The organism is Brevibacterium sp., from assembly GCF_022712115.1.
Taxonomy (GTDB): Bacteria; Actinomycetota; Actinomycetes; order Actinomycetales; family Brevibacteriaceae; genus Brevibacterium; species Brevibacterium salitolerans.
In genome coordinates this window covers 1-13878 of sequence record NZ_JALAHB010000180.1, presented here as the reverse complement: position 1 = coordinate 13878, position 13878 = coordinate 1, and the positions used below count along the sequence as shown (strand labels likewise).

The window sequence follows — 13878 nt, the reverse complement described above, 5'->3', positions numbered from 1 at the left end:
GTTCTGCGCGGAGTGCCCGGCGACTTGTCCGTGAGCGCCTGGACCTCCACCAGCATGGGGCGCTTGCCCTCCAGCGCGACGGTGAGGCAGGACCCCGGAGCCTTGGTGGCGGTCCGGGTGAGGAACAGCCCGGACGGATCCGGCAGGGACTCGATGCCCTTCTCCGTCATGTCGAAGCAGCCCACCTCGTCCGTGGGGCCGTAGCGGTTCTTCACCGCACGGAGCATGCGCAGGCGCGAGTGGCGCTCGCCCTCGAACGAGCACACCACGTCCACGAGGTGTTCCAGCAGCCGAGGCCCCGCCACGGAGCCGTCCTTCGTCACGTGGCCCACGAGCACGGTGGGGATCGCGTGGTCCTTGGCCGCACGGATCACCGCCGCGGCGACCTCGCGCACCTGGGCGACGCCGCCGGGGGCGCCCGCCACGTCCGCCGAGGCCAGCGTCTGCACGGAGTCGATGATGAGGAGGCTGGGCTTCACCTGGTCGATGGTGCCGAGGACCACGCCCAGATCCGTCTCCGCCGTGAGCAGGAGGGTCTCACTGAGGGCGTCCACGCGCTCAGCGCGCAGCCGCACCTGCGCCGCGGACTCCTCCCCCGTGACGTAGAGGACCTGTGCGCCCTGGCGTGCGGTCCAGGAGCCCACCTCGAGGAGCAGGGTGGACTTGCCCACGCCGGGCTCGCCGGCGAGCAGAACGACCGCGCCGGGGACCAGCCCGCCGCCGAGCACCCGGTCGAACTCCGGGATGTGTGTGGAGCGGGCCTCCGCCAGGGTCCGGTCCACCTCCGTGATGGGGGTGGCCCCGGTGCCCTGTGAGGCGGGTTTGGCCTGTGTGCGCACGGTGCGGTGCGCGGGCACGGACTCCTCGATGGTTCCCCATTCCCGGCACTGCGGACAGCGGCCCAGCCACTTGGCCGTCTTGTACCCGCACGCGGTGCATTCGTACTGCATGGTCGCCAGTCTGGCACGAGGCACGGACACGGCCCGTTCATTAGGCTTGTGCAATGGCAGAGAACAGGAATGAGGAGGTCCCCGAGCGGGTGCGCGCCATCGAGGCGGCCACGGGGCTTCCGTGGCAGGTCATCGTCGATGCGTTCGAGGCCGCGGGCGGTGAAGCGCTCACGCACGGCCGGCTCGCAGAGGCGATCCATCCCGTGATCGCCGAGCGCATCGGCAACGCCGGCTGGTGGGCGCAGGGCGCGACCGTGGCCTACGAGCAGCAGATCGGCCGGCGGGTGGCGGGGCAGTCGAGCCGCGGCGACTTCCAGGGGAGCGCCACCCGGACGCTGCCGGCGGAAACCTCGGACCGGGCAGAGCTGCGCGACCGTGCGGGGGCGGCGGTGCAGGCTGCGGCCGAGGCGGGCAGCGGCCTCGGCGGGCTTCGCCCGGACGGAGAGCCCCGGACCTCCGACACCCCCAAGCGGCTGTACTGGCGGTGCGGGCTCAGCGACGGGGCGAAGATCCAGGTCTCCGTCGAGGAGAAGGCGCCCGGAGGTGCGGCGCGCGGCGGGACCGGTGGAGCAGCCGCCGCGGCCGAGGCCGGGAGTGCGAGAGCTGCAGGCACCTCGCGTGCTCTCCTGGCCCTCACGGTCACGGGACTCGCGACCGCCGCACAGCGGGAGGCCGTCCGGACGGACCTCAAGAGGGTGCTGGCGGAGCTCTGAGGGGCTGCGGCCCCGGCGGTTACCCGGGCGGATGCGAGCGGGTTGCCGGGCGGACATGAGCGGGTTGCAGGGTGGCCCCGGCGGGTACCTGGGCGGATGCGAGCAGGTGCCCGGGCGGGCACCAGCCGGCATCTGGTCCCGCCTGGTGGTCAGCGGTCTGTGCTCCTGCGCCCGCATGGTGCAGAGTGAGAGCCATGAGCTCCGATCCCGCGTCTCCGCTCGTCACGCTGAGCGTGCGCGAGCACATCGCCGTCCTCACGCTGGACAACGGACCCGTCAACGTCATGAGCATCCCGCTGGCGCGGCGGCTGGGCGAGCTCGTGGACGTGTGCGCGGCCGAGCCCGAGATCCGGGCGGTGATCCTCACCGCTGCGGGGGAGAGGGCCTTCTGCGCGGGATCGGACATCACGGAGTTCCCGGAGCTGCAGGCGCCCGGGGCCGCAGTGGAGAGGAAGCTGCGGGTGCAGAACGAGATCCTCTGCACGCTCGCGGAACTGCCCAAGCCCACCGTCGCAGCACTGCAGGGTCTGGCCTACGGCGGCGGGCTGGAGCTGGCCCTGTGCTGTGACCTCATCGTCGCGGAGGAGCAGGTGAGCATCGCGCTGCCGGAGACCAACCTCGGCGTGTTCCCCAGCAGCGGCGGGACGTACCGGACGGCGAGGCGGAGCACGGCGGCGAGGGCGAAGGAGCTCATCTTCCTCGCGGAACCCATATCAGCGCGGACCGCGGCGGAGTGGGGGCTCGTCAACAGAGTCGTACCGCGCGGCGAGGCGCTGAGCACCGCGCTGGAGATGGGGCGGAGGCTCGTGACGAGGCCGCCGCGGGCGCTCGCCCTGGCCAAGCGGCTCGTCGACGAGGCGCACGCCTTCTCCGACCGGGAGATGGTCGCACGCTCGCTGCGCGCCAGTGACGAGGCGTTCAGCTCCGCCGAATGCGCGGAAGGCACGCGTGCCTTCCTCGAGCACCGGTCGCCGCAGTTCCATCCGGAGACGGCACTCGGCGGACCGGCCTCGCAGTCGCCGCCGCAGGACCGTACCGCCGGCGGGGACACACCGCCGTAGAGACCATCCATCGCAGAGACACGCACTGAGACAGGAGCATCATGAGAAGAGCAGCGATCGTCGCGCCCCGGCGCACACCCATCGGCGGCTTCGGGAAGTCGCTGAGGCCCGTGCCGGTGGAGAAGCTCGGCGCCGCAGTGGTCAACGCGGTCCTCGCGGACAGCGGCATGGATCCGGAGCGGGTCGAGGACGTGGTCTTCGCACAGTCCTATGCCAACAGCGAGGTCCCCTGCGTGGGGCGCTGGGTGGCGCTGGAGGCCGGTCTGCCCATCCACGTCGCCGGGATGCAGCTGGACCGCCGCTGCGGCGGCGGGCTGCAGGCCGTCGCGACCGCGGCGATGATGGTGCAGACGGGTGCCGCGGACGCCGTGGTGGCCGGCGGCGTCGAGTCCATGAGCAACGTGGAGTACTACTCCACGGACATGCGCTGGGGCTCCCGCGCGGGCAGCACCACGATGCACGACAGGCTGGAGCGCGGCCGCGAGCGCTCGCAGCCGGAGGAGCGCTTCGGCTACATCTCCGGGATGATCGAGACGGCGGAGAACCTCGCCACCGCCTACGGGATCAGCCGGGAGGAGTCCGACGCCTTCGCCGCCCAGAGCCATGCGCGTGCCGCGCAGGCGTGGGAGCGCGGCGCCTTCGACGAGGAGGTCGTGCCCATCGAGGTGCCGCAGCGCCGGGGCGAGCCGGTCCTGTTCAGCAAGGACGAGGGGATCAGGCCGGACACCACACCGGAATCCCTGGCCAAGCTCCGCCCGCTCATGGACGGCGTGGTCACCGCGGGCAATGCCAGCCAGCAGAACGATGCGGCGGCGGCCTGCCTCGTTGTCGCGGAGGACAAGCTCGAGGAGCTCGGCCTCGAGCCCCTGGGCTACCTGGTGGGCTGGACCGCGGCGGGCTGCGATCCGGCGCAGATGGGGATCGGTCCGGTGCCGGCGGTGGAGAAGCTCTTCGCCCGTACGGGGCTGGGCTTCGACGACATGACCCTCGTGGAGCTCAACGAGGCCTTCGCCCCGCAGGTGCTGGCCGTGCTCAAGGGCTGGGGCTGGTCGGACATGGACCGGCTCAACGTCAACGGCTCCGGCATCTCCCTGGGCCATCCGGTGGGTGCGACGGGTGCGCGCATCATGACGACGCTCCTCCACGAACTCAAGCGGCGCGGCGGGGGCTACGGTCTCGAGACCATGTGCGTGGGCGGCGGTCAGGGCGTGGCCGCGGTGTTCGAGTCCGCCTGAGCGCCGCGGCGGGACCGGCGACACGGTGGGGCGACGGCGTGGCCGGTGCGCGCAGCGAGCATCTGGACCATGCCGCCGTGCCGCATCGGTACGCCGCGTCTCCACACCGCGAAGCGGCTTGGACACCCACGCATATGTGGGTGTCCAAGCCGCTTCGCGGTGTGCGGTTCCGTCACTCGGGCCTCAGCGCCCTCACACCGTGCCCGCCTTCAGCTGGTCCGCGAGGTAGTCGGCCTGGCGCATCGCCAGCGCCACGATCGTGAGCGTGGGATTGGCCGCGGCGCCGGTGGTGAACTGGGAGCCGTCGGAGATAAAGAGGTTGGGCACGTCGTGGGCGCGGCCGAACGCGTCCACGACCCCGTCCTCGGGCCTCTCGCTCATGCGGCAGGTGCCCAGGTTGTGGGTGGAGGGGTAGGGGCGGGTGCGGTGCGTGGACACCGCGCCCACGGCGTTGTAGACGGCCTCGCCGCGGGAGTACGCGTAGCTGCGCATCGCGACGTCGTTGGCGTGGTCGTCGAAGTGGACGTTGGGCACGGGCAGGCCGTTGACGTCCTGCGCGGAGGAGTTGAGCGTGACCCGGTTGGACTCCTGCGGCATGTCCTCGCCCACGATCCACATGCCGGCGGTGCGCGCGTAGGCGTCCAGCTTCTCCGTGAAGGCCCGGCCCCATTCGCCCGGCTCCACGAAGCTCGCGAGGAACGCCGGCCCCAGCGAGATCGTCTCCATGTAGAAGCCGCCGGAGAAGCCGCGCGAGGGATCGTGCACGGACTCGTCCGCGATGAGCCCGGCCATCGTCTCGCCGCGGTACATGCGCACCGGCTGCTCGAACTGCGCGTAGACGGATCCCGTGAGGTGCCGCATGTAGTTGCGACCCACCTGGCCGGAGGAGTTCGCGAGCCCGTGGGGGAACTGCGAGGTGGCGCTCAGCAGCAGGAGGCGCGGCGTCTCGATCGAATTGCCCGCCACACAGACGACGGCAGCCGCCTGACGGTGCATGTTCCCGTCCGCGTCGAGGTAGATGACGCCGTCCGCGCGGCCGTCGCTGCCGTGGGTGATCTGCACCGCCGTGGACTCCGGGCGCAGGTCCAGCAGCCCGGTCTCCAGCGCCCGGGGGATCTCGCGGATCATGGTGGACCACTTGGACCCGTGCTTGTCGCCCTGGAAGTTGAAGCCGTCCTGGATGGAGGCGGGCCTGCCGTCGTAGGGCTCCGCGTTCGTGGCGTAGGGGCCGGTGGCGTAGTGCCGGTAGCCCACCCGTTCAGCGCCGTTGGCGAAGACCTTGTAGTTGTTGTTTGCGGGCAGCGGCGGGCGCCCGTGGCGGTGGGTGGAGCCCATCGCCTTCTCCGCCCTCTCGTAGTACGGCTCCAGGTCTGTGAGCGAGAGCGGCCAGTCGAGCAGATTCGCCCCGTCGATGTGTCCGTAGGTGGACCGCGCCTTGAATTCGTGCGCCTTGAAGCGGGGAGTGGCCCCGGACCAGTGCGTGGTGGTGCCGCCCACGGCCTTGACGATCCAGGCCGGGAGGTTGGGGAAGTCCCGCGCGATCTCCCACGAGCCCGAGGTGGTCCGCGGATCCAGCCAGGCCATCTGGTTGAAGGCCTCCCACTCGAGGTTCATGTAGTCCTCGTTGCGGAGGTAGGGGCCGGCCTCCAGGACGACGACCGGGATGCCCTTCTTCGTGAGTTCGTAGGCGAGTGTCCCGCCTCCGGCGCCGGAGCCGATGACGACGACGCTGGGCTCGGTGTGGTCGATGCTCTTCATGATGATGCTCCTGCCTCAGCGTGCGCTCTGGTCTGCGGACGTGTCAGTCGGGTCTGTCGCACCGATCGCCGGCGCGGCGGCTGCCGTGCCCGCCTCCTCGGCCTCGGCCGCGGCCTCGTGGGCGGTCCCGGACGCCGAGGTGCCCGCCGACCGTCCGGTGCCCGTGTCCGTCCCGGCCGGTGCGGTCAGCCCCACGATGTCCGGCAGGGGCTCCCCGTCGTACTCCTCCACGCGCGGGTCCGGCAGCCAGTCGAGGTCGTCGAAGCCGCGGTCGATGTACCCGCCCTTGTCATAGGAGGGCCCTTCGTATCCCAGCGCCTCCCAGACCTCCTCGTCCTCGTACATCTCCAGGACGGTGGTGCGGCGGATGTAGTCGAAGAAGTCCGTGTGCTGGACCTGCTTGAGCGTGGCGAGGGCGGGGGCGTCGTCGAGCGCCGTGAAATCCCCGCCCGCGGAGGTGTTGAGCGTCTCGACCCCCTGCAACAGGCGGATGCGGAACCAGGTGGCGTCGTCGGCCATCGCGATCAGCTTGTCCGCCATCCGCTCGTACGGGCCGTCCGGCACCGTCTCGTGGGGGAAGGCCACCTTGATGATCCGGACGAGCACCTTCCGCGCGTGCTCGGTGAACTCCATCTGGTTGAGCTGGGGGTACTTGGACGGGAGCGGCCTGAAGTCCGACATCGTCCCTCCTTCGCGTCGTCATCGACAGCGGTCGTCACTGACCGTGCGAGGTCAGGCTAGGGAGGGGAGTGCCGGCGAGGTAAGGGGAGCGTATCGGCCAGTGAGAACGGCGGGGACGCTCAGTCGCGGCCGAGGCGGTAGATGCGTCCGGCCCTGCTCGCGGCCGAACGGACGAGGTGTTCGACGTGCCGTTCCTGCCCGCGGTACGCCGTCACGGGTGCGGAGACGGCCACGGAGCCCAGGAGCGTCCCGGACGCGGAGCTGAAGGAGGCGGCCACGCAGGCCGTCCCGGACTGGAACTCCTCCCGCTCCCAGGCGAGCCCGGCCTCGGCGACGGTCTGCAGCTCCGCTGCCAGTGCGCGCGGATCCGTGAGCGTGTGCGGCGTGAGCGGGCGGAGGGGCAGCGCCTCCAGCGCGTCCTCACGGCCGCCCGCGCAGGCGGCGGCGAGACCGAGCTTACCGAAAGCCGTGGCGTGCGGGTTCTCCCGGAAGCCGAACCGCATGGGCCGCAGCCGGGGCGCCTGCGGTGAGTCGACCACGTGGACGAGGACGAAGTCCGCGCCGCGGTGCAGGGCGAGGTAGGAGGCCATACCGGTCTGGGCGTGGAGGTTGGCGATCTCGCGGCGCACCTGCGGGTCCAGTCCCAGGTCCTCGTGGAGGCGCACGGCCAGCCGGTGGAGCTGATAGCCGAGGGCGAAGCGGCTCTCCTCGCGCAGGTGCACGAGGTACTCGACCTCGCACAGCTCGCGGGTGATCCGGTAGACGGTGGGCAGCGGCAGGCCGGTGGCGGCGGAGATCTCCCGTGCGGTGGAGCTGCCCTCCGCGACGGCGTCGATGACGGCCACGGCCCGCTGGAGGGTGCCCGGTGCGCTCGCCTTCTGTGCATCCGCGGTGGGGGAGGGCCGCTCTGCCGTGTCGTGCATATCGGGATTCTCGCACAGCCCCGCCTTCTCACTGGCCGAGAGGCGGGGAATGACAGGGCGCTCAGGGGTGTGGTGGAGTGGAGGCGTTCAGATCCAGGACGGGGCGGAGAGCTCCGGCCAGGATGCAGAGCGTGTCGTCAGCGTGCTTCTGGGAGGCCCGGTGTCTCCACGATCCGCGCGAATACAGGGAAGGAGCCCCATGTACTTCATCGTCGTCAAGTACCAGGTCAAGCCGGAGTCCGTGGAGAACTGGCCGGAGATCGTCCGCGAGTTCACGGAGGCCACCCGGGCGGAGCCGGGCAACATCTTCTTCGAGTGGTCGAAGAGCCTCGAGGCGGAGGACGAGTACGTCCTCGTCGAGGCCTTCACGGACGAGGGCGCAGAGCCGCACGTCACGAGCGATCACTTCGCCAAGGGCCTCGAAGCGATGCGCCCGCATCTTGTGCACACCCCCAAGATCGTCTCCCGGCAGGTGGACGGCGAGGGCTGGGACGCGATGGGCGAGCTGCAGATCGACTGAGTCCCTTCGCGTCCACCCCGGAAGCACGCTCAGCCACCCACGCATATGTGGGTGGCTGAGCGTGCTTCCGGGGTGCTCCACGTCGCAGCCCGGTGACGCACTCTGCCGCCCACGAAGACGTGGGCGGCAGAGTGCGTTCGCGGTGGGTGACAGGAGCGGCACGTGGCCGAGTGCCGCGGCAGAGATGCCGCCGTCCCACACCCCGCATCACCCCAGCAGCGCCGCGGCCTCCGGATCCTCACGCAGCCGCCGGCGCACCGCGAGCGGTGTGAGCGAGAACCACCGGCGGCAGCTGCGGGTGAGCACGCTCTGCTCCGCGTAGCCCAGCTGCTGGGCGATCACGCCGATGGGCAGCTCCGGACTGCGGAGAAGCTGCAGGGCCGCGTCCTTCCGCACAGCGTCCACCAGCGCCGCGAACGTCGTGTGCGACTCCGCCAGACGGCGCTGCAGGGCGCGGGGATGCAGGCCCAGTGACTGCGCCACGCGTGCGAGCGTGGGCGAACCCTGCGGCAGGAGCCGGGAGATCTGGGTGGAGACGACCGCCGCATAGGAGCCGGTGAGGGTGCTCATCCGCATGTACTCGATGGCGAGTCCTGCTGCGGAGCGGTCTGCGCTGTGCAGGCGGCGTTCGAGCAGCTGGGTGGGGAACACGAGGGAGTCCTCGGCGCAGTCGAGTCCCACCGGGCAGTCGAATGCTGCGCTGTACTGCGCAGCAGGCAGTCTGTGCGCGTGGCTGAAGGTGACCTCCAGCGGCCGGAACCCGCGGCCGGCGATCATCCTGAACTTGCTGAGGATGATGCGCAGCCCCAGCTCGGCGATCTGCGCGCGGTGCGGCAGACCGGGGACGAGGGTGCGGAACACGTAGGCGGTCCTGCCGTCGCCGTGGTCCTGCAGTGCGGTGCCGAGGGCCGGACTGTAGTGGTGGACGAAGTCGATGTTGTTGCGCAGCGCCTCACCCACGGTCGCCGAGTGCCGGATGGCGACCGCGAGCGGCCCGAGCACGTCCGTGCCCTGCTTGGCGGCCAGGCGCAGTCCGAAGTCCGGTGTGTCCAGCTCCGCGGCGCACTCGCCCACCACCCTGCACAGCAGGGAGAAGGGAATGAACCGGCTCTCGCGGTTCACGGTCTCCGGCGCGATCCCGCAGCGGCCCAGCAGGGTGTGAGGATTCCCTCCCAGCTCTGTGATGAGCTCCGGTGCCCAATGCAGCGACGTCGCCCGTACGAGATCGGCAGTCATGGTCTGAATAGTCAATTCTGCGGTGTGTGATGTCAATTCTGCACACCGGGAAACGGCGATCCTCATCGAGGAGCTGCTCACAGGGGAGACGCTCACGGGAGAGAAGAGACCACCATGAAGACGAAGAAGTCGATCACCGCGGTCTCCGCGACGGCCCTCGGAGCACTGGTGCTCAGCGGGTGCGCAGGCGGAGCCGGCGGCGGCCAGGACACAGCGGCGGGCGAGGGCGTGGAGCCGCGTGCGGACTTCAGCGCCTATCAGGAGGCGCTGGCGGACATGCCGGAGACCACGCTCGTGTACCAGGCCTCGGCACAGTCGCCGGAGGGCCCCGACGCACTCCGGTCGGAGGAGTTCAAGAAGAACGTGGAGGAGGCCTCGGGCGGGAGGATCGAGGTCGAGCTGGTGCACGGCCAGGCCATCGCCGCCTACGGTGAGGTGCCGGCGGCGCTGGAGGACGGGCGCATCGACATCGCCTACATGCTCAACATCTACGATCCGGCCAACTTCCCCGTCACCAGCGCGTTCTCCGCGGGCACCACGCTGGCGGGCGGGTCTCCGCGGGCGGCGGAGATGGCGGCCAACGCCGCGTTCCTCGAGGTGGGCTGGGACTCGCCGGCGCTCATGGCGGAGTACGAGGAGCACAGCATGGTGCCGCTCGTACCCGTGCACGCGATGGGCGGCATCCACGCCGTCTGCGCGGAGCCCGTGGACACGCTGGCTGACTGGAAGGGCAAGCAGCTGCGGGTGGGCACCGCCGGCATGGTCCCGCAGGCGGAGTCGCTGGGCGCCACCCCCGTGTCCCTGTCCTACCTCGAGGCGTACGAGGGCCTGCAGCGCGGGACGGTGGACTGCATGGCCACGAGCCCCGTGGGCGCGGCCGCCGGCGGCGTCGTGGAGGTGGCACCCCACCTGCGGCTGGCGGAGGAGGCGAACTTCGCCCGCGGGATCGGCGCCATCGCCGCCGGTCCGTCGTTCGAGACGCTCCCGCTGGCGGCGCAGCAGCTCGTCTTCGACCAGCTGACGGAGGTCTTCAACAACTCGCTGCGCTCCGACCTGGAGTCGAACATCGGGGTGGCGGAGACGGCGCTGGCCAACGGCGGTTCCATCGCACCGATGGACGCGGAGACGGAGGCGAAGATCAAGGAGTCCTCCGCCGCGCTCATCCAGGAGCAGGTGGACAAGGGGCTGGTTCCGGAGGACTTCGCAGACACCATCACGGAGCGCCTGGACTACTGGACCGGCGTGACGGAGGAGATGGGCTACGGCGACGAGGGCGACTTCGAGACGCTCTCCGAATGGCATGACACGGACCCCGAGTTCCTCATGCCGTTCTCCGAGCGCGTCTTCGACGAGGTGATCTCCCAGCACCGGCCGGAGTGAGCCGGCCCGGGATGAAAGACAGAGAACAGAGGAGAACACGCATGTTGCAGTACGCAGTGAAGGGTCCGGGAGAGCGGGCCGAGGCCGTGGAGAAGCCCGCCCCGGAGCTCACCGGGCGGGAGGTGCTGGTCCGGGTGGAGCGCTCCGGCGTGTGCCATTCGGACGTGCACTGCCAGGACGGCTACTTCGACATGGGCAGCGCGGGCCGGCGTGCGCTGAGCTCCGAGTGGCCGGCCGTGTTCGGCCACGAGATCGTGGGTGAGGTCGTCGCGACCGGGCCCGAGGCCTCGGCGGAGATCCTGGGGCGCTCGTTCATCGTGTTCCCCTGGATCGGCTGCGGAGCGTGCGCGCACTGTCTGGAGGGGCGTGAGAACTACTGTCCCAGGGGCACCATCATTTCCGGCTCCCTGGACGGCGGCTTCGCCGACCACGTGTACGTCCCGGATGAGAAGTACCTCGTGGACTATGCCGGCATCGAGCCCTCCCGGGCGGCCACCCTCGCCTGCTCCGGCGTGACGGCCTTCTCCGCGGTGGCGAAGGTGCTTCCCGCCGGGCCGGAGGATCCCATCGTGGTGATCGGCGCAGGCGGCCTGGGGCTCAACGCCGTCGCGATCCTCGCAGCCCGCGGGCACGGCAACATCGTGGCGGTCGACCGCAGGGCGGAGAGCCTCGAGTTCGCCCGGAAGGCAGGCGCGCACCGGACCCTGGAGTTTCGCGAGGACCAGCCGGCCACCCAGATCGCGGAGGCGCTGGGCGAGGACCGCGCCCACGGCGTCGTCGACTTCGTCAACAGCGGTGAGACGGCCAAGGCCGCGTTCCTCTCCCTGCGCAAGGGCGGGACGATGGTGCCGGTGGGGCTGTTCGGCGGAGAGGTCACGCTGCCCACCGTGGCGCTGCCCTTCGGCTGCCAGACGATCTCCGGCAGCTTCGTGGGCAGCCAGCCGGAGCTCGAGGCCCTTGTGGAGCTGGTGCGTGAGGGCACGCTGCCGGAGGTGCCGCTCAACGAGCAGCCCATGAGCGAGGACACCCTCAACGATGCTCTTGAGGCCCTGCGCGCAGGCACGGCCCGCGGCCGGACCGTGCTCGTCGCCTGAGCGTCCTCGCGTCCACCCCGGAAGTGCGCTCAGCCGCCCACATATGCGTGGGTGGCCGCGCGGTTTCCCGGGGTGTGGGCGCGCGTGGTCCACTTCGCAGCCCGGCGAGTCGCTCTGCCGCCCACATATGCGTGGGTGGCTGAGCACGTTCCCGGGGTGCGTGCGGCACGGAGAACGGCTCCTCACGTGAGGATGAGCCGCCACGTGCCCGCGGCCACCGCCGCGCCCACCGCTGCCGCGCTGAACGCGAACGCGCAGAGCACCAGCCACGCATCCCGTGCGTGGAAGCGGGAGATGCGCGACCACGTGCGTGACTGGGTGCCGAAGCCGCGCCCCTCCATCGCCATCGCCAGCCGTGTGCCGCGGCGGATGGCCTGCACGAGGAGCGCGAATGCGAGCGGGACCAGAGCCACCACGCGCGCCCACGGCGAATCCGCGCCGGAGCCGCGGGTGCGGCGGGCGAGGACGAGGGTCTTCCACTCCTCGACGAACAGCGTCACCAGCCGTGCTGCGGCCAGGGCGGAGAGGACGAATCGCTCCGGCATGCGGAGGTGCTGGACGAGGGCGTCCGCAAGGTCCGTGGGGTCCGTCGTCGCCGCGACGCAGATGCCCGGCAGTGCGAGCGCGAGCGCACGCATGGAGATCGCCGCGCCGGCGGCCAGGGAGTCCGTGGTGACGAGATACGGTCCCAGGTCCAGGAGCACCGCTCCGGTCTTCTCCGCCATGATCGCCGTCGCCCAGCCCGCGAGCAGTGCGGCGACCGGCAGGAACCACAGCCGGCGCAGCATGGCCCCGGCGTCCAGCCCGCTGAGAGGCAGGGCGATCACCAGCAGCAGTGCCAGCATGACGCCGGCGGAGACGAGGTCGATGCTCAGCAGCACGCCCAGCATGAGGACGAGGACCGCGGCGAGCTTGGCGACGGGGTTCGCGCGGGAGACGGCAGTGTGCCGGCGCAGCGGGATGAGGAGATCCTGTGTGGTCCCGCCTGCGGGTGCCGCGAGGCTCTGTGCCTCAGCCACGGGCGTCCTCCTGTTCCTGTGCGGCACCCGCCCTGGCGACGGTCCCACCTGCAGCACTCGCAACGGCCCCGGCACCAGCCGCATCTGCGGCAGGCCCGAACTCCAGCCGGTCCGCACCCAGGGCACGGACGAAGGGCTCGTCGTGGGTGACGGCGACGACCGCGCGCCCCTCGTCCAGCTGCTCCGCGAACATCGCCGCGAGCTCCTTCCACGTCACTGCGTCCTGACCGAACGTGGGTTCGTCCACCACCAGCACCCGCGGTGCGGCGCTCAGCATGCACGCCACGGACAGCCGCCGCTTCTCACCGCCGGAGAGCGTCTGCGGGTGCGCCTGCGCCAGGGAGGTGAGCCGCAGCCGCTCGAGCATCGCGTCGACCCGTGCGGTGGTCTGCGCCTGCGACAGTCCCGCACGGCGGGGTCCCCACGCGAGCTCGTCCGCGACGGTGTGGCGCAGGAACTGGTGCTCGGCCTCCTGGAAGACCATGCCCACGCGGGACACGAGCGCGCGCGACCTCCAGCGCGAGGGCTGCGCGGAACGGGGGCGGTGCGGGCCCGCCAGCAGGGACTCGGAGGCGCGGACCGCTCCCGAGGCCTCGGGCACCAGGCCTGCCAGCGTGAGCGCTGCCGTGGACTTGCCTGCACCGTTGGGCCCGGTGAGTGCGAGTGCGCGCCCGGGGTGCACCTCGGCGGAGATGACCGCAGCGGGGTGTGCGCCGGGGCGGGCGACGGCGACCTGCTCAGCGGTGAGCACTGCCTCGCCGGCGGGCCGGGGCACGTAGGCCGGGTCAGGGACGGCACCCGGCAGCCAGAGCCCCGCCGCTTCCAGGGAGGACCGCAAGCGTGCGTCCTGCAGCACGGCCTCGGGCGTGCCGTCGGCGACGAGGCCGTGGGGACCCATCACGCGGACGCGGTCCACGTGATCGACCCAGATCTCCAGGCGGTGCTCCACCACCACGAGGGTCGCCTCGGAACGCTCCTGGGCGGCGAGCACGGCATCGCGCACGGAGGGCACGGCGGCGGGGTCCAGGTTGGCGGTGGGCTCGTCGAGCACGATGACGCCGGGATCCATCGCCAGCACCCCGGCGATCGCGAGCCGCTGCTTCTGCCCGCCGGAGAGTGCGCGGGTGGGATGGTCGAGGCCCACCGGCAGCCCCACCGTCTCCAGCGCCTCCCGCGCGCGGGGTGACGGGGCTGGTGCTCCAGGACCCGGACTCGCAGGTGAACCTCGCCCGGGTGGGCGACGACGTGGCCTTCGGCATGGAGAACCTGGGCGTCCCCGCGGCACGGATACCGGCCCGCGCGCGGGCG

13 protein-coding genes are annotated in these 13878 nt (G+C 71.3%); 6 read left to right on the top strand and 7 right to left on the bottom strand.

All coding sequences use genetic code 11. The features are described 5' to 3' along the window. On the bottom strand, window positions 1-950 hold a 950-nt coding region (locus tag Q0A33_RS10180; protein ID WP_291795866.1), incomplete at its 3' end, for an ATPase domain-containing protein. A gap of 53 nt (window positions 951-1003) precedes the next feature. Here Q0A33_RS10180 and Q0A33_RS10175 point away from each other — a divergent pair. The 3 genes from Q0A33_RS10175 to Q0A33_RS10165 all read left to right on the top strand — a co-directional run bounded on the left by Q0A33_RS10175 (window position 1004) and on the right by Q0A33_RS10165 (window position 3959). Further along, window positions 1004-1663: a hypothetical protein gene (locus Q0A33_RS10175; protein ID WP_291795864.1), complete on the top strand. Its 660-nt coding sequence runs from the start codon at window positions 1004-1006 to the stop codon at window positions 1661-1663. 194 nt (window positions 1664-1857) lie between these two features. Further along, window positions 1858-2724 carry an enoyl-CoA hydratase-related protein gene (locus tag Q0A33_RS10170; RefSeq protein ID WP_291795862.1) on the top strand — a complete coding sequence of 289 codons (867 nt, stop codon included), beginning with the start codon at window positions 1858-1860 and terminating at the stop codon, window positions 2722-2724. Between the two features lie 41 nt (window positions 2725-2765). Next, the gene (locus tag Q0A33_RS10165) at window positions 2766-3959 is read left to right on the top strand and encodes an acetyl-CoA C-acetyltransferase (RefSeq protein WP_291795860.1); all 1194 of its coding nucleotides are present in this window, start codon (window positions 2766-2768) and stop codon (window positions 3957-3959) included. A 192-nt stretch (window positions 3960-4151) separates the two neighbouring features. Here Q0A33_RS10165 and Q0A33_RS10160 read toward each other — a convergent pair whose 3' ends face one another. The 3 genes from Q0A33_RS10160 to Q0A33_RS10150 form a co-directional block, all read right to left on the bottom strand. Then, window positions 4152-5717, bottom strand: coding sequence for a GMC family oxidoreductase (locus Q0A33_RS10160; protein WP_291795858.1), 1566 nt, complete (start codon window positions 5715-5717; stop codon window positions 4152-4154). A gap of 15 nt (window positions 5718-5732) precedes the next feature. Beyond that, window positions 5733-6398: a hypothetical protein gene (locus Q0A33_RS10155; RefSeq protein WP_291795856.1), complete on the bottom strand. Its 666-nt coding sequence runs from the start codon at window positions 6396-6398 to the stop codon at window positions 5733-5735. A 119-nt stretch (window positions 6399-6517) separates the two neighbouring features. Further along, window positions 6518-7321 carry an IclR family transcriptional regulator C-terminal domain-containing protein gene (locus tag Q0A33_RS10150; protein WP_291795852.1) on the bottom strand — a complete coding sequence of 268 codons (804 nt, stop codon included), beginning with the start codon at window positions 7319-7321 and terminating at the stop codon, window positions 6518-6520. A 199-nt stretch (window positions 7322-7520) separates the two neighbouring features. On the opposite strand from Q0A33_RS10150, the gene Q0A33_RS10145 reads away from it, so the two are divergent. Beyond that, window positions 7521-7841: a putative quinol monooxygenase gene (locus Q0A33_RS10145; RefSeq protein ID WP_291795849.1), complete on the top strand. Its 321-nt coding sequence runs from the start codon at window positions 7521-7523 to the stop codon at window positions 7839-7841. Between the two features lie 207 nt (window positions 7842-8048). On the opposite strand, the gene Q0A33_RS10140 is transcribed toward Q0A33_RS10145, so the two are convergent. Beyond that, complete coding sequence (locus Q0A33_RS10140; protein ID WP_291795847.1) at window positions 8049-9077, bottom strand: AraC family transcriptional regulator; 1029 nt, start codon at window positions 9075-9077, stop codon at window positions 8049-8051. 114 nt (window positions 9078-9191) lie between these two features. On the opposite strand from Q0A33_RS10140, the gene Q0A33_RS10135 reads away from it, so the two are divergent. Further along, on the top strand, window positions 9192-10457 hold the full coding sequence (locus tag Q0A33_RS10135; RefSeq protein WP_291795845.1) for a C4-dicarboxylate ABC transporter substrate-binding protein: 1266 nt from the start codon (window positions 9192-9194) through the stop codon (window positions 10455-10457). 41 nt (window positions 10458-10498) lie between these two features. Continuing rightward, the gene (locus Q0A33_RS10130) at window positions 10499-11551 is read left to right on the top strand and encodes an alcohol dehydrogenase (protein ID WP_291795842.1); all 1053 of its coding nucleotides are present in this window, start codon (window positions 10499-10501) and stop codon (window positions 11549-11551) included. Window positions 11552-11733: 182 nt separating this feature from the next. On the opposite strand, the gene Q0A33_RS10125 is transcribed toward Q0A33_RS10130, so the two are convergent. Together Q0A33_RS10125 and Q0A33_RS10120 are read right to left on the bottom strand one after the other, a co-directional pair. Beyond that, the gene (locus tag Q0A33_RS10125; protein ID WP_291795839.1) at window positions 11734-12570 is read right to left on the bottom strand and encodes an energy-coupling factor transporter transmembrane component T; all 837 of its coding nucleotides are present in this window, start codon (window positions 12568-12570) and stop codon (window positions 11734-11736) included. Beyond that, window positions 12563-13726 (bottom strand): ATP-binding cassette domain-containing protein, encoded by a 1164-nt coding sequence (locus Q0A33_RS10120; protein WP_291795836.1) that lies wholly within the window; start codon window positions 13724-13726, stop codon window positions 12563-12565. Before Q0A33_RS10120 ends, Q0A33_RS10125 begins: the two co-directional genes overlap by 8 nt. Window positions 13727-13878 lie beyond the last annotated feature (152 nt).

Coding starts and splice junctions, on each gene's coding strand:
- Q0A33_RS10170 (WP_291795862.1), top strand. CDS start 1,858: ATGAGCTCCGATCCCGCGTCTCCGCTCGTCACGCTGAGCGTGCGCGAG.
- Q0A33_RS10135 (WP_291795845.1), top strand. CDS start 9,192: ATGAAGACGAAGAAGTCGATCACCGCGGTCTCCGCGACGGCCCTCGGA.
- Q0A33_RS10165 (WP_291795860.1), top strand. CDS start 2,766: ATGAGAAGAGCAGCGATCGTCGCGCCCCGGCGCACACCCATCGGCGGC.
- Q0A33_RS10130 (WP_291795842.1), top strand. CDS start 10,499: ATGTTGCAGTACGCAGTGAAGGGTCCGGGAGAGCGGGCCGAGGCCGTG.
- Q0A33_RS10140 (WP_291795847.1), bottom strand. CDS start 9,077: ATGACTGCCGATCTCGTACGGGCGACGTCGCTGCATTGGGCACCGGAG.
- Q0A33_RS10160 (WP_291795858.1), bottom strand. CDS start 5,717: ATGAAGAGCATCGACCACACCGAGCCCAGCGTCGTCGTCATCGGCTCC.
- Q0A33_RS10175 (WP_291795864.1), top strand. CDS start 1,004: ATGGCAGAGAACAGGAATGAGGAGGTCCCCGAGCGGGTGCGCGCCATC.
- Q0A33_RS10145 (WP_291795849.1), top strand. CDS start 7,521: ATGTACTTCATCGTCGTCAAGTACCAGGTCAAGCCGGAGTCCGTGGAG.
- Q0A33_RS10150 (WP_291795852.1), bottom strand. CDS start 7,321: ATGCACGACACGGCAGAGCGGCCCTCCCCCACCGCGGATGCACAGAAG.
- Q0A33_RS10155 (WP_291795856.1), bottom strand. CDS start 6,398: ATGTCGGACTTCAGGCCGCTCCCGTCCAAGTACCCCCAGCTCAACCAG.